Here is a 19,989-nt window from a genome sequence, read left to right as displayed (position 1 = left end):
CCAAAAATTAGATCTGAAAGCCCGCCACTTGTTAAAGTGTAGCGGGCATTTCTGTTTTTTTGAACTTCAGGCTGCGATAGCTGAAATAATTAACTTAGCGGCATGACAAAAAAAGTTTTCCTGCTGGATGCCTATGCGTTGATTTTCCGTGCCTACTATGCGCTCATTCGCAGTCCCAGGCTTACCTCTAAAGGCAAAAACACGAATGCCCAGTTTGGCTTTACCAACACGTTGATCGAACTGATCACCAAGCAAAAGCCATCGCATTTAGCCGTATGCTTTGACACGGCGGCACCTACCGAGCGTCATACGGATTTTGTGAATTATAAGGCTAACAGGCAGGAAACACCCGAAGATATTTCTGCTGCTGTTCCCGATATCAGGAAAATTATCAAAGGCTTCAATATCCCCATTATGGAATTGGATGGATATGAAGCGGATGATGTTATCGGCACATTAAGCAAACAAGCCGCAAAGGCCGGCTATGAGGTTTTTATGGTAACCCCGGATAAAGATTATGGGCAGTTGGTGTCGGATAAGATCAAAATTTACAAGCCGGGTTATCAGGGTGGCGATGTAGAAATATTGGGGCCTGAAGAAGTTTGCACTAAATGGAATATTAAAGATGTTTCTCAGGTGATCGATATCCTTGGACTAATGGGTGATGCAGTCGATAATATCCCGGGCATCGCGGGTGTAGGAGAAAAAACAGCCGCTAAACTGTTAGGTGAATACGGCACACTGGAAAATATCTTATCTAATGCTGACACGATAAAAGGAGCATTGGGTGAAAAAATAAGAAAAGGAAAGGAAGACGCCATTCTCTCCAAAAAATTGGCTACGATTATTACTTCCGTTCCGGTAGAATTTCATGAAGAAGATTTCAAACTAAAAGACTGGGATAAAGAAAAATTAAAAGAAGTATTTGCGGAGCTGGAATTTAAAACGCTTGGCAAAAGAATTTTGGGTGAAGATTTTTCAGTGACATCTCCCGGTAAAAGCATTATTGAAAAAGAAATACCGCAGGGTGTACAAACAGACCTTTTTGGGAATGTTGTAGAAGAAGCACCCAAACAGGAAATCAATGCAAAGAAAACATCTGACGACGGAGAAGAAGCTGGTGATGGATTGGCCGATAAAAACATCAATAACACAGCTCACGTTTATGAGGCAGTTGAAGGTGATGATGCACTAAAAAAAATGGTGGCCAAACTTAGTCAGTACAATGAAATTTGTTTTGATACTGAAACCACCGGTATTGATGCAAACGATGCTGAACTGGTTGGCCTTAGTTTTTCTGTTGTTCCGGGCGAAGCCTACTATATTCCTTGTCCCGCCGACCAGCAAAGGACAAAAGAGATTCTGGCAATTTTTCAACCCCTTTTTTCGGACAAAAGCAAAACATGGATCGGCCAAAATATAAAATACGATCTGCTGGTGCTGAAATGGTATGATGCCACTCTGGAAGGCCCTTTGTTTGACACCATGCTTGCACATTATGTTATTGAACCCGATGGCAAGAGAGGCATGGATATTTTAAGTGCTAAATACCTGGGTTATGAACCGGTTCATATCGAGGAGTTGATCGGAAAAAAGGGGAAAACACAGGGCACCATGCGTGATGTGGAATTGGAAAAAATAAAAGACTACGCAGCGGAGGATGCAGACATCACCCTTCAATTAAAAAATATTTTTACGCCTTTATTAAAAGAAAAAGAAGTCGAAAAAGTTTTTAACGAGGTAGAGGGACCATTGGTAAAGGTGTTGACGGATATGGAATACGAGGGTGTAAAAATCGACACAGACTTCCTGAATGAGTATTCAAAACAACTGGAGAAGGAGGCAAAGACGGCGGAAGAAAATGTTTATAAACAGGCGGGTGTTCGTTTCAACCTCGCCTCACCAAAGCAATTAGGTGAAGTGCTGTTTGACAAATTAAAATTAGACCCTTCGGCAAAGAAGACCAAAACAGGGCAATATCAAACTGGCGAAGATGTATTGTTGAAGCTAGCTGCAAAAGGCAATCCAATCGTCGATGATATTCTTGCTTTTCGGGAATTAACCAAGTTAAAATCGACTTATGTTGACTCCTTGCCGCTGCTGATCAACAAAAAAACGGGAAGAGTCCACACTACTTACGGTCAGGCAGTTGCCGTTACCGGAAGGCTCGCCAGCAATAACCCCAATCTGCAGAATATTCCGGTGAGAACAGACAGGGGTAAGGAAATCAGGAAGGCATTTATTCCACGAGATGGTGATCACATTTTGTTATCAGCCGATTACTCGCAGATCGAATTACGGATCGTGGCAGGTATCAGCGGCGATGTAAATATGTGTGCGGCCTTCCGGAATGGAACCGATATTCATACAGCAACTGCCGCCAAAGTTTATTCGGTTGCCGAAGCTGATGTGACAAAAGAAATGCGTTATAAAGCAAAAAGCGTAAACTTTGGTATCATTTATGGGCAGGGAGCCTTTGGTTTGGCGGACAACCTTGGCATCTCCCGTACAGAAGCCAAAGAGATTATTGATAATTATAAAAAGCAATTTCCGGGAATTCAGAAGTACATGGACGACACTATCAATTTTGCCAGGGAACATGGCTATGTGCAAACGTTGATGGGAAGGAAACGATGGCTAAGGGACATCAACTCGTCTAATTTTACGGTTCGGGGGTTTGCAGAAAGAAATGCCATCAACTCGCCTATACAGGGAACTGCGGCAGACATGATCAAACTAGCTATGCGAAAAGTACACGACGCCATGAAAAAAGAAAAAATGCAAAGCCGGATGATCATGCAGGTACATGATGAGTTGGTATTCGATGCCATGAAAGATGAGGTAAAAGAACTGAAGCCCCTGATCCTGGAAAATATGCAGCAGGCTATGATTTTACCGAATGCTGTGCCCATTATTGCCGAGTGTGGCGAAGGTGAGAACTGGCTGGAAGCACATTGATAATTTATCCCGCATCCTCTATGAAAACAGCAATTTAAAAATCCCTTTTTTCCAATGAATAAATCTTCATTAGTAAAGGTTCTTGATTTTGATAATTCTGTTTTGATCAACTTGGCAGATCAGCTTTCCGATGCGATCATCGTGACCAATGATCAGTTTGCCATAGAACAATGGAATCAGGCTGCTGCCGGTCTTTTTGGTTTTTCATCATCAGAAGCATTCGGCAAGGTTTTTTTTCAGCTGCTGGAGTGCGACACTCATGAAGTAGAAGAAGTGGTCGCCGCCATCCCCGACGATGCTGGTAAATTTTCGGCACATGTAAACTGCTTTAAAAAGACAGGAGAAAAATGTTGGGTGGGTTTAACTATTTCCAGGTTGAAATATGGTGAGGGTCCAGGTAAAGTCGTCTTCATTTGCCGGGAAAAGGTAATGGCCGAAAAGGAAGGTCTATTTCTCTCCGAACAAAAATGGAGATCAGTATTAAACAACAGTAGGGGAGCTTTTTATATTCTCGATAACAATTACCGGATTCTTCTTGTCAATGAACAGGCAAAAAAATTATCATGGTTATCCCCCAATAATTCATCCTTCGGGGAAGGCGACTACTTTCCTGATATACTTCCCGAAGCAAGAAAGAAATCGGTAAAGGAAATCCTGGACCGGGTGATAAAAGGAGAAAAAATAGAGTACGAAATTTTTTATCCCAACGAAAAAAATAAGGGTATTTGGTTAGCAGTCGGGTTTACACCCATACAGAATGAGCTGGGAGCCGTTAGCCAGATTTGTGTGACTAGCTATGATATTACAGTCTTTAAAGAAAATGAAAAGGCGCTAACAAGGAGTGAACAACGATGGAAATTTGCTCTTGATGGCGCTGGCGATGGAGTGTGGGATTATAATTTTCAAACAAAAGAAATCTATTACTCGCCCCTTTACAAAAAAATGCTGGGTTACGCTGATGATGAGTTTCATGATGAGGCGTATGAGTGGCAATCAAGAGTTCACCCGGATGATTACTATAAAATTATAGATATCGATAGTCTTTACGAAGATCATAGCATACAAAATCATTCCATTGAATACCGGATAAAGAGTAAATCCGGCGACTATGTATGGGTGCTTGACCGTGGAATGTTGTTGGAGAGAACTCCGGATGGCAAGCCACTGAATTTGATCGGCACGCATACCAATATTACCGAAAGAAAGATTGCCGAGCAAAGGCTGATGCAGTCGGAACATCGCTTTAGTTCATTTATGGATAACTCTCCGACGCTTGCATGGATCGTTGATGAAAACACTGTTTTCCGTTATTTAAACAATGCCTTTTTGAAAACCTTTGGTCTAACAAAAGATGCCATTGGAAAAAAGATGGATGATATTTTTTCCAAAGAGGTCAGCGATCAATTTTTAAAAAACAATAAACAGGTTTTCGATAACCAAATAGCTATTGAAGTGACGGAAACTACAAAAAGTCCTGATGGCAAAAAGATAATATACCACTCTTATAAATTTCCACTCGATGCAGAAGATGGCATCAGGCTGTTAGGTGGTATAGCCCTGGATATTACCAAAAGGACCGAGATGGAATTGCAGCTGGCGGCTGATGAGGCATCCAAAAAGAAAGAGATCATCCAGGCAATTATCAATGCACAGGAAAAGGAAAGAAAAGAGCTGGCTTATGAACTGCATGATAATGTCAACCAGATACTTTCATCATGTAAGTTGATGTTGCAGGTAGCTACTGAAAAACCTGAATTGTGTCAACAGTTTACCATCCGTGCTATGACCTACCTGCAGGAGGCTATCAATGAGATCCGGAAGATCAGCCACAACCTGACGCCTGCTTCGCTTCGTGATATAAGCCTGGAAGCCGCAGTGGAAGAAGTCATTCAAAATATTAACGCAACGGGTATTCTCAGGATCATCTATCACAACCAGAGTGAAACCTTAAAAGATAAATTAAAACCTGAAACGCAGTTAGCCATTCTTCGCATTATCCAGGAGCAGTTTAGCAATATCCTGAAGCATGCACATGCTACTGAAGCAACTATTTCTTTGACGGAGGGTAATCATAAACTAATGCTTGAAATAGAAGATAATGGCCGGGGGTTTGATCCTGTTACAACAAAAAGAGGTTTAGGCCTGAATAATATGTTTAACAGGGTAGAATATTACCAGGGATCTATCGAAATTCATTCAACGCAGGGAAAAGGATGTAGATTATTGATTGCGATTCCGTTTGATTGCAAATAATGCGATCATTCCTTCATCGGGCTAATTTCCCGTTTCGTCTTTCGGGTGTTTTTATCGTTGGCAGGTTATTTTATTTTTCATACCTTAAAATAAAACTTGCTATTATGAAACGTATCTTCTTAACTATTTGCGCCACCGCAGGTCTCCTCTACGCCTGTAACAACGAAAAGAAAACAGAAGAAGTAAAAGACAGTAGCGCCAGCACAAGCGATACCGCTACAGCTAAAGAAAAAGAAGAAGCATGGGTGCCCGTTGACTCTGCAACGGCCATGAAAGCCTGGATGGAATACGCCACTCCTGGTGAACCACATAAACTGCTGGCCAAATCGAACGGTGTTTGGATCGGTGAAGTTACCATGTGGATGTCGCCTGATGCTCCTCCACAAACCGACAAGTCAACGATGACCAATAAAATGATAATGGATGGTCGCTACCAGCTATCGGAGTATAAAGGAGATTTTATGGGCATGCCTTTTACGGGAATGAGCACTACCGGCTACGACAATGCCAAGAAAGTTTTTACAAGTAGCTGGATTGATAATATGGGCACCGGCATCATGAAAATGGAGGGACCATGGGATGAGGCAACCAAAACAATAACGATGACAGGCAAGATGATAGATCCATCAACCGGAAGAGAATGCACTATGAGAGAAACACTAAAAATAATTGATGATGATAACCAACTAATGGAAATGTACGGGCCCGATCCTAAAACAGGAAAGGAGTTTAAGTCAATGACCATTAAGCTTACCCGGAAGAAATAATAAAATTGTCTTTGACAAAAATCCCCGGCCAAAATAACCGGGGATTTTTTATTTCGACAAATACCGGAGCTTATTCTGTTTTCCAATCGTCAGAAGCCTTCCTTCTTTTTTTCGTTTCATACTTCAGATGTTTATGGCCACTGATAAATAAAATAAGCCCCAATCAAAAAAATAAAAACCAACCCGGTCAAAATGATTGGCGGCAGGAAAGTAAATCTAACCTGTAATAAAAAAACGATCCCATAAACGATGAGTTGTATCAATAGCAATCCTTTCCACAGTTCATGATTAAGGTTCGATTTTAAAAAATACCAGTTCAGGCTTGCGCCCAAAATAAAAATGAGCGTAAAGCAAGAACTGACCCCGATAAATAAGCTGTAAAAACTTCTTTTAATACCGGCGCCCATATCCAATTTGTAATTAGTGGTTATATCCACCAATTGCTTTTCCATATCGTTCCGGGGTTTGGCCGGAGCAATAAAACTCAGGGAGTGAAAAAAAGCACTTAACAGTTGGGTAATGATAATGCCCCAAATCCAGAATGAAAAATTGGAAAGCATGCAGTTGGTTTTGGATAATTGATTAATAATTCATGATCCGGAAGAATTCAACCCATGGACCTATTTCTTCTTTATACTGTTTTGCCATCACTCTCGATATCTGGGCTATATGTGTCAGATCATGTACGACCCAGGTACTGAGTAATTGCCGGAGCGTAACAGTTCCCAATGATGGGTGAACTCCTTTTTTATCAAAATCTTCATTCGAAAGTTGCAACGATGCCAGCCACTGCAGATTCACCGATCTCAATTTATCAAATTCATCCAGCAGTTGTTGTAATGATTTGCCCCTGCTTTCTTCGAACTGTGCAAACCTGTCATAAGGTACAAACGTTTTAGATTCACCAAATTTCATTATCATCTCCGTTCTATCCCGCCAATCTGTTTTTTCACCATGTATCAGGTGACCTATTACATCATAAGGAGAAAATGTTTCCGGGCCCTCGTTATTCACTATCCAACCTTCATCCAATCCTTGCAGCAAGACTTTTAAAACTGCCGGAGTACGTTGCAGTATCTCCACTGATTTGTCAAGATCGAATTTCATGAAGTTTTATTTTTTTGTTGCCTTTTTAGTAGTTGGCTTCTTCGATGATTTGGCAATCTTATTAAATTCAAGTCCGAGCTGTACCCAATAATCCAGTTGTTTTTTTGTACTTAAAACCCTCTCTTCTACAAACACAAACCCTTTCATAGGCTTACCGGTGAAATCCATCGGACTGCAACCTTCCTTTTCAATTACCTTGTCATAAACAGCGGGATCCAACCGGACCATGATTTTATCCTCATGTACTCCGATGCACATTTTATCATTCACCATAAAACATAAACCCGAAAACATCTTTTTCTCCACCACCTGTTTATGCGTTACAGCGATGATTTCCCTTATCCGGTCGGCCAGCTTTTCGTTATAAGCCATAGAAACAGTTTTTAAAGGCCTCACCTCCCCGAGCTATGCTCCCAACTTTCGCTTCGCTCAGTTGCCTCTCCCAAAGAGAGGAGGCAGTGCTCCATTGCAAATCCAAACTGCATAACTCCCAAATCAATATCATATCTCTACTCATCATTTTCGAAGTCGCGGATTATGTACAGAGTTTGCGAAAAGCGAGGGGCTGTGTGTTGCAAGTCTTCCGCCAATTGGCGGAGAGATTTAGAGGGGGCCTTGCCTTATGAATTTAATACCTGCTGCAGTTTTTCATTTTTATTCCTGAGATCAATTCCTCCTTCATATAAGCTTTTCATGTTGGCCAGGTAAAAGGTCCAGCCCGTTTTGCATCCCAGGTGCCAGTAATGCATACCCTGTTCATCAGTTGGTATATTATCCTGCACCAGTTCTACAATGGTTTCCCGTTCTTCTTTTTTTATAGTCACAGCACAATTGCCCGCCTTTCCAAAACTGAACTTAAAAAAGTCTTTTCCATTGCAATCTAAAACAATTCCATGCTCCACTGTTTCGTCGGGCCAGCCATGCCAAAGCCATTTATAAGTATCTCCTTTTTCAACAAACTCATTGTTGCCACGCAGTGCTCCATCCGCTCTTTTATATTCCGATAAGCGAAGGAACCAGTATTCTATTCCTTTGCGGGTAGCCCATGCATGGTATAACTTATCAGCCGGCGCATTTACATTTATCCGAACTACAAACCGGCTCCAGTCATAAATGCTTGTTGACATAATAAACCGTTTTATTTTTTATAAAATCTCATAACAGGTCTTGTCTCACTTCTCCGTTCCACTTCTTTAAAACCCGCTTTTTGAAAAGTTGCGGCGATTCCCGTCCATACAAAGGCGTCCGCTATCCGGCCATTTGCCGGATCTGTTGGATATCCTTCCACTATGGCTGCTCCTTTTGCTATGGCAAAATCTACAGCCGCTTTGAGCAGCGAAACACTCAGCCCTTTTCTCCTGAATTCTTTCGCAATAAAAAAACAACTGACACTCCACACTTTCTCATCATCAACAGGTTTTAATATCCTTGAAGTTTCCAGTCTTTTATATTCTTCTCTCGGGGCTACGGCGCACCAACCCACAGCTTTGTTTTCTGCATAGGCAATGATGCCCGGTGATGTCTTTTTCAGTAATTTTTTCAATGCCAGTTTATTGCCATCACCTTTCTGCTTGTTATAATCTGCCGCCTTCAACCGCCAGTACATACACCAGCAACCGCCGCATGCGCCTTTGTCACCAAATAATTCAACAAGATCATCCCAGGTGGCAACCGTCAATGGTAGAAAAGTGAACATCAAAATATTTTATATTGCCGGAATACTATGCAATCCTATCCGGTTGCCTTCTGTATCAACGATGACAGCCATAAAGCCATACTCTGGTGATATTTCAGTTTTTGGCACCACGATGGATCCGCCTGCAGCCTCTACTTTATCCAAAACGTTTTGCACATCCGGGTTCCCATTCAGGTAGATCAACGGGCCGTCCGAAGCCGATGGCTTGTGAAACCCACCACTGTCCACGACAGCTCCGCCAATACCTGTCAAGGGATCATCTATCGGGAACATCCGCATTTTTATATTGGGCAAATCCATTGGTATGAGTGATATACTAAAAATTGCTTCATAAAATTTGGTTGCCCTCTCAAGGTTGGTTGACGGAATTTCAAACCAACTGATTGCGTTTGTCATTTGTAATTTTTTAAATGTGAAAAATTATAAGGCTTGCTGGTTGATGCTACCATTCATTCTTTCTTACGCCTGTATTCCAGGTCATACTCTGTTGTCCATGTCAGCTCATTATCCTTTGAAATTTCGCCTAATTGCCGCACAGTATTTTTTTCCTTGTCAAAAAAAGTTAACCGGCGAACAGCCATCGTATCTTTTGCAAGAGGAAATGGGTTTGTTTTAAAAATGATCTTGTTATTCTCATACCTGCCTTGTAGGTATTCAGTACTGCCGCCAACATTGTCTACCCAGGTTTGTTGCCATTGCTTAGTAACAGCATTGTAGGTATTAAAACTTTTGCCGGCATAACGAACGCCCTTACCGACTGAGGCACTTGTCCATTCTTCAAGAATAATACAACTATCCAATACCAGGCTGATCTTACTGTCGCCGGCTTTTTTCCCATTTTTTCCAAACACTTCCCATTCGCCTATCCAAAAGTCGAACTGGCGATATTGTGGAGCACTGCAAGGCATTTGTGCCGTCGCCAACAAAGCCATGCTAAAAAATATCAGTAGCGAAAGTAATTTTTTCATAATCGCTTTTACAAAAGACAGCATCGATAACTATAATGCTGATTCACTTATCCCTGTTTATCGCCACAGGCCAATGATTGCTCCCATTAATACTAACGATACAATGCTATAGAATCCGTTGATGAGAATAAGCCGCCAGGGTTTTTGCTCAAAAAGACTATGAATGGCAATAGCGCAAAATGTCCAGATACCAGCCAGGAAACCTGCAGTAGCTCCCCAGCTTATATCTGTTTTTACGACGCAATTCGCAGGACAATCCGCCGGTGCATCAGCGAGAAACATGCCCAGGTTGGCCGCCATTAACAGTGAAAAAATAAAGGTCCAACCAAATATCTTCCCTTTGTTTCCCTTCCTGATACTCTCTTCGGTAAAATTGTTATCCTTCATCCAGGCCTTACCAAATAAGCCCGGGGAATACCAGATGCCGCCAACAACAAATGATGAAATGCCGGCGACTAATACGGCCAGCCAATTAATGCTTCCCATATCCATAATACAAAAATTTAGGTGGTTGAATAAAGTGGTTTATCGAATCTATTTTCTAAATTTTACATTGCAAATGAAAACCGAACAAGGGTGGAAAAAGAGGTGATGAATATAAAAAAGCAACAGACCAATCAAAAAGGTTCATATGTAAACGATATTGGTTTCCGGCTGATATTGATCCCTGCTTTTGGTATCGTTATTCCTTTAATAACGGGAATGATCAATTCCTTCAATTTTTCAAACTGGCAGGTAAAACTCAGCTTTCTATATACGATCGGTATTGCCGCCATCGTGTGGCAGGGCAATCGTTACCTGCACTATACCCTGCGAAGCTATTTTGACTGGTACAATAAGCCGCTTCAAAAAATACTGGTACTGTTGTTTAGCATTATTTTTTATACCATTCCTGTCAGCGTATTGCTATTGGTCGGATGGTATAATTTTTTTGGCAATCGCCAAATTGACTGGAACGTAGTAGGGCAGTCAACACTGATCATCCTGATTGCCGTTGTTTTTATTACACATGTTTATGAAACTGTTTTCCTGGTAAAGGAAACAGAAAGTGAAATGATAAAAAATGAACAGCTGGAAAGAACGAAAGCTGAAGCGGAACTGGAAGCTTTAAAAAATCAAATCGACCCGCATTTTATCTTTAATTCATTGAATACGCTTAGCCACCTGATTGAAGAAAAACCTGCCAAGGCCAAATTATTCAACGATAACCTGGCCGATGTCTATCGCTATATTTTACAAAACAAAGCCCGTGATCTTGTTTTATTAAAAGAAGAGGTGCTCTTCTTACAAAATTATTTTTCATTACTAAATATCCGTTTCGACAACGCTGTTCAAATGAAACTGGGTATTGAAGAAATGGCCCTGCAACGCTATCTTGTTCCGCCGATATCGCTTCAGGTGCTGGCAGAAAATGCTATTAAGCATAACGAGTTTTCAGCAACGCAGCCATTAGTTTTTACTATTCAATTGCAAAATGATGAACTATGGGTAAGCAACCCCGTACGCAAAAAAACCTTACGAAAACCTTCCTCCAAAATTGGTTTGCAAAACCTGCTGGAAAGATATAAGCTCACAACCCGTAAAGAGATTATTGTAAGCGAAGAGGAAAACCTGTTTATTGTTATATTACCGGTATTAAAAATTTTATAACCAACTGGGTAAACAATGAAAGTCATAATCATTGAAGACGAAAAACCGGCTGCAGAAAAATTGATAAAAGCCATTCAAAAGATAGATCCTTCCATTGATGTGGTGGCTGTGTTGAATAGTGTACAGTCTTCTATAACCTGGTTGCAGCAGAACCCGCAACCCGAATTGCTTTTTATGGATATTGAGTTGGGCGATGGGTCATCCTTTAAAATATTTGACGCAGTAAACATCAAAAGCCCGGTTATTTTCTGCACTGCTTATGATGAATACTGGCAGGAGGCGTTTGAACATAACAGCATTGATTATCTCTTAAAACCTGTAAAGCAGGAAAAGCTGGAGATTGCCTTAAATAAGTATGATAAACTAAAACAGCATTTTACTACCAACTTCCAACACCTGCAGCAATGGCATCGTCACCCGGCAGATCATGGCTACAAAAAGAGATTTTTAGTAAAGCGAGGTATGGATTATGTGAGTATAAAAACAGATGATATTGCTTACTTCTACGCTACGCACAAACTAGTTTGCATGGTGGATAATAAGAACCAGAAATATATACTGGACCAATCACTGTCAGAAATAGAAAAACAGCTGGACCCCACCTTTTTTTATCGCATCAACCGGAAATATTTTGTGAATCAAAATGCGATCAAAAAAATAAAGTCATATCCAAAGAGCAAACTTCAACTGGAGCTGGAACCCGCTATCAGCGATGAAATAATTATCAGCCAGGAAAACGTAGCAGCTTTTAAAGAATGGATGGGACAGTAAAAAAACCCGGGAACTTTGTTTTACCATTGCACCCGGGCTTGAGAAACTACCATTAACCCAAAAAAACTATCATTGCCTGTTGCCACCGCCACCACCGCGACGCTGCATCATTGAAGGTTCAATTTCTTCTTTCCATTTTTTAAACTGGTCTTCCGACAGAATTGCTTTCAACTCTTTGTCCCTTGCTTCGATCATCGGCTGCATTTTTTCCCGCATTGCCTGGAAATCTGGTCTTTCACCGCCACTTCTCATTTCTTCTCTTAACTTATCCTGTTGCCTGTAATAGTTCGCAAATACGGTATCTGCTTTTGCCTGCTTGTCTGCATCCAATTTAAACACACTGTCCATCTTTTCATGCACCGCTTTTACTCTTTCTTCAACAGTACGACGAAAGCCGCCCTGGGCATTGACTGAAACAGAAGTTGTTATTATAAGAGCTAGTACAAAAACATGTTTAAATTTCATATGTCTATTTTTATTTTCAAAAAGAGTTTCGAATTACTTATCCTGTTTTTCTTTTTTATCTGTATCGCCGTGTCGTTGGGGACGACCCATTTTGCTAAACATCTTTATTACCATCGAATCATATTTCGCCTGCTGTTCGGGAGTGCATAAGGTCCGAACCCTTTTAAAATGATTAAAGGTTTGCAGATCGAGGGCTTTCTGCCTTTGCGCTATAATATCGGCGGCTTTACTCACCAAAGAGTCGCTGGTTTCAGGATAACTCAATAACCTGAACAAACTGTCTTTAGCCCTGCGCATATCATCGAACATGGGCCTGATGGTCTCCTTCTGTTTTTCCTTAAACGCTTTGTATTTCGTTATTTGCTCTTCATTAAAACCTACTTCTTTCTGCAGCATTTCCGCTACGCCCGTCCTATCCTTTGCTTGTTCTGCTGGTTTAGCCGACACCGACTTGTTATCATTTAAAAAATAAACCAGCATGGCAACATTGGTGATCAATAATACACCAATAATGATCAGTAAATTTCTATTGGTGGGTGTACTCATGGCTGTAAAAGGGTTTCGTAATCAAAACTGCTGCTACTCGCAATCAATGATTCACTGTCCATAGACTGATCAGCCTGGGCGGAAAAAAAAGTCGCTGTATTTTCTTTTTGCTGGTTATTAAAAACCAGGAAAACATTTACCATCAAAATAAAACAAAGCCCCGCAATAGCTATGGCAGGTTTCCCCAAAAAGCCGCCTACTGCACCCCAAACCGTTCTATCTTCCTCCTCCGCCAACCGTTTTTTAATTCGGGAAAAAAGCCAGGGTTGAGGCATAGCCCGCTGAATACCATCCAGGCTGTTCAGCGTCTCTTCCACTCTTTTTTCTATGTCATTTCTTTGCTTCATATCTGTATAATTTGACGTTTGTTGGTCAAAAAACTTTTGCTTTGGCTAGGTTTTGCTTTTATAATGCTCTTCCAGACCTTTTCGAAGATTGGTTTTGGCCCTGTGCATCAGGGACTCCACGGATGAAAGGGTCGTTTTCATGATGTCACTCACCTCCTGGTAACTGAGCCCTTCCAGTTTGTGAAGCGTAAAAGCAATCCGCTGGTTTTCCGGAAGACGATTAATCACTTTAAAAAGAGTGGCAGCGTCTTCTTTTTTATCCAACATCACACCGGGGTGATTAAAATCCGGCGGATTAATCACCACCTCGCTGTCTTCGCCAAACAAGCTACGGACAAATGCAAATCGCTTTTTCCTTTTTTTTCTTCTCTCATGATCCAGCGATTTGGTGACGGCGATCCGGTAAAGCCAGGTAGAAAATTTTGAATCTCCTTTAAAAGAACTGATCGATTGGTACACCTGTACAAAAACTTCCTGGGTTATATCTTCAGCGTCTTCGGCATTTTGAACGATGCCCAAAGCGGTATTATAAACCATGTTTTCCCAGGTATCAACAATAGTCTTAAAGGCAGCCTCATCCCCTTGTTTTAGCTGTTCTATAAGTGTCCACTCATTCATTACAAAGCCAAACTATGGTTTACAGCGATATTACGGAAAAAATCCTTCAGGCCTGTCGCCTCTTCTCTGCATATCCATTCGGGAGTTTCGGCCCTTACCAAAATTTTTCAGGTTGTAGGTAAAAGTGAGCATAAAATACTGCTGCAATACCCTGCTTTGCGAATCCTCAATATAGTTGGCTTCAACTGTTCTGCTGATGCTTTGATTTTGCTTTAACAGATCGAAAACGGACAGTTTCAATTCTGCCGCCCGGTTTTTCAGGAATTTCTTTCCTATACCGGCATTCCACAGCCAGTAGCTTTGATTAAAGCCATCCGACATACCTGTATAGGTTTGATTGCTGATATCATTTTGTAAAAACCACCCACTCTTTGCCAGGAAATTGGTTTGAATGCCCGCAGACTGGTTTATATATTTCGTGTTGGCAGAAACAGAACTTTTGGCGTTGTTGAAGTTAGCATTGTATGACAGGTTGAAGTCAATGTATTCGCTGATATTGCTTGATAAACCAATACCGGCTGAATAAGTATAATTATCTGTCATAGATTTTACATTATTAATCAAACCCGGGAGTTTGGAATAAGAAAAACCAGAACTCAGGTTAAGATTGGACTTGATAAATTTAACCGGCTGACTAAACGTAAAGAAAGAGCGGAAGCTTTTATACCCATCCATGTTTACAGGTTTGGTCAATTGTGCTCCTTTTTTCAGAATACTGCCAGCTTGTATTACTGAATCCTGTTGAGCTATATAAGTGGCGTTGGTGATGTAGTCTTGCTGTGCCTGTAAAAAGATATTGGCGAAAAAGCTTTGTCCTTTGATCGTATTGGTAAATGTATAACGGCCGGACAGAAAATGATTATACGATTGCTTCAGGTCAGGATTACCCATACTTTTACGAAGCTCATTTGTGTTATTCACGACGTCCTGCAATTGAGTTACGCTGGGAAAATTAGTACTGGCCCGATAGAAAACACGAACATTACTTTTCGCAGCAAGCTTTTTACTCCACATCAGGTTAGGCAAGATGGTGGTAAAAGATTGATCTACGTTTGTTACTGTTGGAAATATCCTGTCACTCTCCAGTTTGGAATATTGTAAGCTCAATCCAACGGCAAACTGGTTATCGCGGCTGTTTCCCAATCTATACGTTATTCCGCCATTGTGGGTGGTGGTAGTATTGTCAAACTTATTAGAAAGTGCTTCCTTGAAAGTCGTGTACTTACCGCCCAGTTGATCATATTCAAAAGTTTGTTGGTCGGCACTATTTTTTGAATACGAAGGTGAATAGTTGAACTGTAATTGACTTTTTGCAGTCAATGGCTCCGTGTAATTAATATTGCCCGAAAGAGTATAACCATTTGTGGGATTGTCGGTAAACTGATTTTGCAAAGAATCTCTTACCCCCGCATCTTCAAAAAACCGATAGTGAGCGGTACTGTACGTTTCACCATCGTTTTTATTAAACGTGGTATTAAAGCTGGCGGAAAAAGTTCTTCCCCTTTTTCGAAATGAGTGACGATAAAGAATATTATTCCGCAGGTTATAACCTTCCCGCTGCACACTTCTGTCACTGGTAGAAGTATTGAGAGTGTCATCCAGTCCATACAATGAATTTTCATAGGACGAGGACAAAGATCTGTTCTTCTGAAAATTTAAACTCGGCATAATCATAATAGAGTTGGCTGAATCTATTTTGTACTCCAGGCGCATATTGATACGATGGTTGTAATTTTTGCTTTGTGATAAGGAGCTTTGGTTATTAAACAAAGATCTTCCGTCATCGAGCTTCGTTTCTGTCCGGGCTAAATTATCATTTGCGTTATTGCTATTATTAAAGAAATAACTTCCGCTCACATCTACCTTTTTACCCCATTTGTCAGAATAGTTTAAGCCAATTGCATTGGTTTTACTGATACCACTTTGCTGACCCACCTGGAAGTTTTCACTCCCGCCAAAGCCGCCACCGCCCCGGCCACCGCGATTACCGCCACCACCACGGCCACCAAAGTTCCCTCCGCCACGATTACCGCCACCACTGCTGGTTATACCCAGTAAATCCTGCGAACCAAAATTTTGTTGATTAATGTTATTAAAATTGCCAACTAATGACAGCCTGCGGTCACCGGTAAATGTGCTTACATTTCCACCGCCTGCATAGCGGCCATCAGTACCAACACCTGCATACACACGGCCAAACTGACCATTTTTAATACCCGATTTAGTAACAATATTCAAAGCCTTGACAGAATTGCCATCATCAATACCGGTAAACTGTGCCTGGTCACTAAGCCTGTCAAATACCTGGATTTTGTCAACGATATCAGAAGGCAGATTACGCAGCGCTGCAGAAGCATCATCGCCAAAAAAATCTTTTCCATCGATAGTGACCTTTTTTACCTGTTCACCCTGCGCAGTGACGGTTCCGTCTTTATCAACGGTAATGCCGGGCATTTTTTTAATTAAATCTTCAGTAGTTGCATCAGGATTCACTTTGAATTGACCGGCACTGAACTGAGTTGTATCCCCTTTTTGAATAACCGGAGCAGCTTTAGCGGTTACGGTAACGCCACCCAACTGTACGGTCGACTTGGGTACAAAAATGGTTTTAAGATCAATATCACGGATAGAATCATTGATAGCGACGATTTGTTTATACTCTTCATAACCGATAAAACTCACGTTTAGGAAAAAAGAGTCTAATGAAAGTCCCTGGAAAGCAAATACACCTGTTGGATCAGAAACGGCTTTTTTCACCTGGCTGGAACCTTTTACAGGTGTCAATGTCAATGTAGCCCCTGCAAGTGGTTTATTGTCCACCAGATCCAGCAGTTTACCTTTAATGCTCTGAGAATGAGCCGATGCTGAAAAACCCAAGACAATGAATAAAAGTCGAATTTGCTTCATAAATAAATGTTACTCAACATAGGACGTTGAATCAGTCAATAACCTTCGTTTTTCCATTTTCACATTTTCAAACCCTCATGTTTTAACATTCTCAGTATATTGCGCCTCTTAAAATCATTCGAAGAATATGGAGTATAGTAAACTTGTAGCAGTAACCGGCTTGCCCGGCTTGTATGAACTTGTAAATAGTAAGTCGGACGGAGCCATTGTTCGTTCATTGGAAGATAACAGTACCAAATTTGCTTCATCACGCATTCATAATTTTTCACACCTTGAAAGCATCGAAGTTTATACAATACGTGAAAATGTAAACCTGGTAGAAATATTTCAGGCCATGGAAAAAGCAGGCGGTTCATTGCCCGACGGAAAGGATAATGCTGTAGTCAAAAAATATTTCGAGAAAACATATCCCGATCTGGATTTTGAAAGGGTATATGCCAGCGATTTGAAAAAGATGGTAAAATGGTTTGATATCCTGAAGAAAAAAAATGTTGAAATAAAACTGTCTGAAGTGCCGGAAGAAGAACCGGTGGCAGTAGAAGAAGAAGTGGAAGCAGAAAAGCCGGCTAAGAAAGCAGCAAAAAAATCGGCTCCTGCAAAAGCTGAAAAAGAAGCAACAACAGAAGCAACGGAAAAGCCCGTAAAGAAAAAAGCAGCCGCAAAAAAAACCACGGAAGATAGTTCGGCCAAGCTCACTAGTGAAGAAGCTCCCAAAAAGAAAGCTGCTCCTAAAAAGAAATAATCAATTGTTTTTTCATTGAGCTACCCTGAGCAATGATTGGGGTAGCTTTTATATTTAAAAAACCAGGCTATGACTTACAGTGCTGACATAAAAAAAGTTTCCCGCCAGTTTTTACCTGAAAATTTTGTTTTAAAAGATTGGTCATCTATCGAACCGTTTTTTAAAGAATTGTCAGAAAGAAATTTCGGGACAGCCCAAGAATTGGAACAATGGCTAAAAGATGTAAATGAAGTGGAAGCCGCAATCAGCGAAGATGCCTGCTGGCGACAAATAAAAATGACCTGCGATACAGAAAATAAAGAACTGGAACAGGCATTCACATTTTTCATGATGGAAATTCAACCAAAGATTCAGCCTTATGCGGATAAACTAAACAAAAAGCTGATTGCGTCGCCCCTAACAGCAGGGTTAGATCAGAAGAAATTTTTTACCTACCTGCGTAATGTTAAAAAGAATATCGATCTTTTTCGTGAGGCTAACATTCCCCTGCAAGCGGAAATGAATGTGGAAGCACAACGATTTGGAATGATTGCCGGTAAAATGACCGTAGAGGTAAATGGACAAGAATATACCTTGCAACAAGCCACCAAATTTTTGGAAGACCCTGACCGGCAAGTGCGTGAAGAAGTATATCGCAAAATCAGTGAAAGAAGGCTGCAGGATAAAAAAGATTTGAACGACCTTTTTTCCACGCTGGTTCAGAAAAGAAATCAAATTGCCTTAAATGCAGGTTTTCCTAATTATAGAGATTTCCGGTTTGTAGAATTGGGTCGATTTGATTATAAAAAAGAAGACTGTTACCAGTTTCATGAAGCGGTAAAACTGCATGTCATGCCGCTGGTGAACCAGATCTATGAAACCAAAAAAGAAAAATTGGGCCTTGATGTACTCAAACCCTGGGACCTTGAAGCAGAACCAGCGGGCATAGAACCCCTGCGTCCCTTTAAAACCGGTGAAGAGCTTATTCAAAAAACAATAGCTTGTTTCAACCAGCTCCGGCCGTTCTTTGGCGATTGCCTGCAAAAGATGAGAGCCATGGGTCACCTTGACCTGGAAAGCCGGAAAGGAAAAGCTCCCGGTGGTTACAATTGTCCATTAGCTGAAACCGGTGCCCCCTTTATTTTTATGAATGCGGCTGGACAGTTTGATGATGTTACTACGATGGTGCATGAAGGCGGACATGCTGTTCATTCATTTTTGTCACATGATCTGGAGCTGAATGGCTTTAAAGAATATCCTACCGAAATAGCCGAGGTAGCCAGCATGAGCATGGAGCTGTTCAGCATGAATCACTGGCAGGTGTATTTTAATAATACGGAAGAATTAAATCGTGCTAAAGAACAGCAATTGGAAAGAGTAATTACCATTTTTCCCTGGATAGCTACTATTGACAAATTCCAGCACTGGGTATATGAAAACCCCAATCACACAGACCAGGAGCGGGCCGACAACTGGCTTCGGATACTCAACGAGTTTTCGTCACCGGTGATTGATTTTTCGAGACTGGACGAATACAGAATTTACGGCTGGCAACGCCAGTTGCACCTCTTCGAGGTTCCTTTTTACTATATCGAGTATGGCATTGCCCAGTTAGGCGCTATCGGTATGTGGCAACAGTACAAACAAAATCCTGAGAAGGCCATTGACAATTACATCGCTGCTTTAGACCTGGGAGGAACCCGTACTTTACCGGAATTATTTAAGGCAGCAGGGTTGGAGTTTAATTTTTCGCCCCAATACATCAGCGGATTGATGGCCTTTGTAAAAGAGGAGTTAGATAATATTCAAGGGAAAAATTAAAAAATACCCCAAATGTGGTATGCCGTAAATTCGGAAATATCAAATACTCATACTACATTTGGATTCGAAAAAAGATAAACTCATTATAAAATAGCTACTAATCAGAGCCTTAACCTAAGTCCCCGTGTTTCTACACGGGGGCTTTTTTTAACCCCTGTCTCCGCCGCGGCGGAGAACTTAGGTCACAGTGTCTTCTTTTTGAAATTGCGGCTTGTTGATGGCTTCGCATTAATTAAAACTGCATAGAATCATTCCCAATAAATTCACTTTCGTTATCAATACCGGCACTGGCTATACAGGATCTGGCTTTCTTAAGTGCCCGGAAATATTGTTTCAACTAAATTATGATGAGAGTGATTTGAATTTCCTTTAGTACTTTCCCATACCTGTAATC

Annotated in this window: 20 protein-coding genes; 7 read left to right on the top strand and 13 right to left on the bottom strand. The window is 41.1% G+C overall.

Going from position 1 to position 19,989, the window contains the following annotated elements; all coding sequences use genetic code 11:
* Positions 1-102: 102 nt before the first annotated feature.
* The 3 genes from polA to P2W73_RS12905 all read left to right on the top strand — a co-directional run bounded on the left by polA (position 103) and on the right by P2W73_RS12905 (position 5,978).
* Complete coding sequence (gene polA, locus P2W73_RS12915; protein ID WP_276502464.1) at positions 103-2,958, top strand: DNA polymerase I; 2,856 nt, start codon at positions 103-105, stop codon at positions 2,956-2,958.
* Between the two features lie 54 nt (positions 2,959-3,012).
* Positions 3,013-5,211, top strand: a complete 2,199-nt coding sequence (locus tag P2W73_RS12910; RefSeq protein ID WP_276502463.1) for a PAS domain-containing sensor histidine kinase — start codon at positions 3,013-3,015, stop codon at positions 5,209-5,211.
* 104 nt (positions 5,212-5,315) lie between these two features.
* Positions 5,316-5,978 carry a DUF1579 domain-containing protein gene (locus P2W73_RS12905; RefSeq protein WP_276502462.1) on the top strand — a complete coding sequence of 221 codons (663 nt, stop codon included), beginning with the start codon at positions 5,316-5,318 and terminating at the stop codon, positions 5,976-5,978.
* Between the two features lie 131 nt (positions 5,979-6,109).
* Here P2W73_RS12905 and P2W73_RS12900 read toward each other — a convergent pair whose 3' ends face one another.
* The 8 genes from P2W73_RS12900 to P2W73_RS12865 all read right to left on the bottom strand — a co-directional run bounded on the left by P2W73_RS12900 (position 6,110) and on the right by P2W73_RS12865 (position 10,235).
* Positions 6,110-6,538: an LIC_13387 family protein gene (locus P2W73_RS12900; RefSeq protein WP_276502461.1), complete on the bottom strand. Its 429-nt coding sequence runs from the start codon at positions 6,536-6,538 to the stop codon at positions 6,110-6,112.
* Between the two features lie 22 nt (positions 6,539-6,560).
* Positions 6,561-7,085 (bottom strand): DinB family protein, encoded by a 525-nt coding sequence (locus P2W73_RS12895; RefSeq protein ID WP_276502460.1) that lies wholly within the window; start codon positions 7,083-7,085, stop codon positions 6,561-6,563.
* A gap of 6 nt (positions 7,086-7,091) precedes the next feature.
* A complete protein-coding gene (locus P2W73_RS12890; protein WP_276502459.1) occupies positions 7,092-7,457 on the bottom strand; it encodes a TfoX/Sxy family protein in 366 nt (121 codons plus the stop codon).
* Between the two features lie 248 nt (positions 7,458-7,705).
* Positions 7,706-8,212: an SRPBCC family protein gene (locus tag P2W73_RS12885; protein WP_276502458.1), complete on the bottom strand. Its 507-nt coding sequence runs from the start codon at positions 8,210-8,212 to the stop codon at positions 7,706-7,708.
* 11 nt (positions 8,213-8,223) lie between these two features.
* On the bottom strand, positions 8,224-8,781 hold the full coding sequence (locus P2W73_RS12880; RefSeq protein ID WP_276502457.1) for a GNAT family N-acetyltransferase: 558 nt from the start codon (positions 8,779-8,781) through the stop codon (positions 8,224-8,226).
* Positions 8,782-8,790: 9 nt separating this feature from the next.
* On the bottom strand, positions 8,791-9,177 hold the full coding sequence (locus tag P2W73_RS12875; RefSeq protein ID WP_276502456.1) for a VOC family protein: 387 nt from the start codon (positions 9,175-9,177) through the stop codon (positions 8,791-8,793).
* A 53-nt stretch (positions 9,178-9,230) separates the two neighbouring features.
* Positions 9,231-9,749, bottom strand: coding sequence for a hypothetical protein (locus P2W73_RS12870; protein ID WP_276502455.1), 519 nt, complete (start codon positions 9,747-9,749; stop codon positions 9,231-9,233).
* A gap of 57 nt (positions 9,750-9,806) precedes the next feature.
* Positions 9,807-10,235 carry a DUF1761 domain-containing protein gene (locus tag P2W73_RS12865; RefSeq protein WP_276502454.1) on the bottom strand — a complete coding sequence of 143 codons (429 nt, stop codon included), beginning with the start codon at positions 10,233-10,235 and terminating at the stop codon, positions 9,807-9,809.
* Between the two features lie 105 nt (positions 10,236-10,340).
* Here P2W73_RS12865 and P2W73_RS12860 point away from each other — a divergent pair, with 105 nt between their 5' ends.
* Positions 10,341-11,399 (top strand): sensor histidine kinase, encoded by a 1,059-nt coding sequence (locus tag P2W73_RS12860; protein ID WP_276502453.1) that lies wholly within the window; start codon positions 10,341-10,343, stop codon positions 11,397-11,399.
* A 15-nt stretch (positions 11,400-11,414) separates the two neighbouring features.
* Positions 11,415-12,170 (top strand): LytR/AlgR family response regulator transcription factor, encoded by a 756-nt coding sequence (locus tag P2W73_RS12855; RefSeq protein WP_276502452.1) that lies wholly within the window; start codon positions 11,415-11,417, stop codon positions 12,168-12,170.
* A gap of 69 nt (positions 12,171-12,239) precedes the next feature.
* Here the strand turns inward: P2W73_RS12855 and P2W73_RS12850 are convergent, their stop codons facing one another.
* The 5 genes from P2W73_RS12850 to P2W73_RS12830 are packed head-to-tail and all read right to left on the bottom strand — an operon-like array spanning position 12,240 to position 17,053.
* Complete coding sequence (locus tag P2W73_RS12850; protein ID WP_276502451.1) at positions 12,240-12,635, bottom strand: DUF4890 domain-containing protein; 396 nt, start codon at positions 12,633-12,635, stop codon at positions 12,240-12,242.
* 33 nt (positions 12,636-12,668) lie between these two features.
* Positions 12,669-13,181, bottom strand: coding sequence for a Spy/CpxP family protein refolding chaperone (locus tag P2W73_RS12845; RefSeq protein WP_276502450.1), 513 nt, complete (start codon positions 13,179-13,181; stop codon positions 12,669-12,671).
* Positions 13,178-13,528 carry a hypothetical protein gene (locus P2W73_RS12840; RefSeq protein ID WP_276502449.1) on the bottom strand — a complete coding sequence of 117 codons (351 nt, stop codon included), beginning with the start codon at positions 13,526-13,528 and terminating at the stop codon, positions 13,178-13,180. Before P2W73_RS12840 ends, P2W73_RS12845 begins: the two co-directional genes overlap by 4 nt.
* 45 nt (positions 13,529-13,573) lie before the next feature.
* The gene (locus P2W73_RS12835) at positions 13,574-14,146 is read right to left on the bottom strand and encodes an RNA polymerase sigma factor (RefSeq protein ID WP_276502448.1); all 573 of its coding nucleotides are present in this window, start codon (positions 14,144-14,146) and stop codon (positions 13,574-13,576) included.
* Positions 14,147-14,176: 30 nt separating this feature from the next.
* Positions 14,177-17,053, bottom strand: coding sequence for an outer membrane beta-barrel protein (locus P2W73_RS12830; RefSeq protein ID WP_276502447.1), 2,877 nt, complete (start codon positions 17,051-17,053; stop codon positions 14,177-14,179).
* A gap of 127 nt (positions 17,054-17,180) precedes the next feature.
* Between P2W73_RS12830 and P2W73_RS12825 the strand changes: the two genes are divergently transcribed.
* Both P2W73_RS12825 and P2W73_RS12820 read left to right on the top strand, forming a co-directional pair.
* Positions 17,181-17,795, top strand: coding sequence for a DUF5606 family protein (locus tag P2W73_RS12825; protein ID WP_276502446.1), 615 nt, complete (start codon positions 17,181-17,183; stop codon positions 17,793-17,795).
* Between the two features lie 69 nt (positions 17,796-17,864).
* Positions 17,865-19,595, top strand: coding sequence for a M3 family oligoendopeptidase (locus tag P2W73_RS12820; RefSeq protein WP_276502445.1), 1,731 nt, complete (start codon positions 17,865-17,867; stop codon positions 19,593-19,595).
* The last annotated feature ends 394 nt before the right edge of the window (positions 19,596-19,989 follow it).

The organism is Terrimonas pollutisoli (genome assembly GCF_029360765.1).
GTDB classification, from domain to species: domain Bacteria; phylum Bacteroidota; class Bacteroidia; order Chitinophagales; family Chitinophagaceae; genus Terrimonas_B; species Terrimonas_B pollutisoli.
This window is presented reverse-complemented; position numbering and strand designations above follow the sequence as displayed.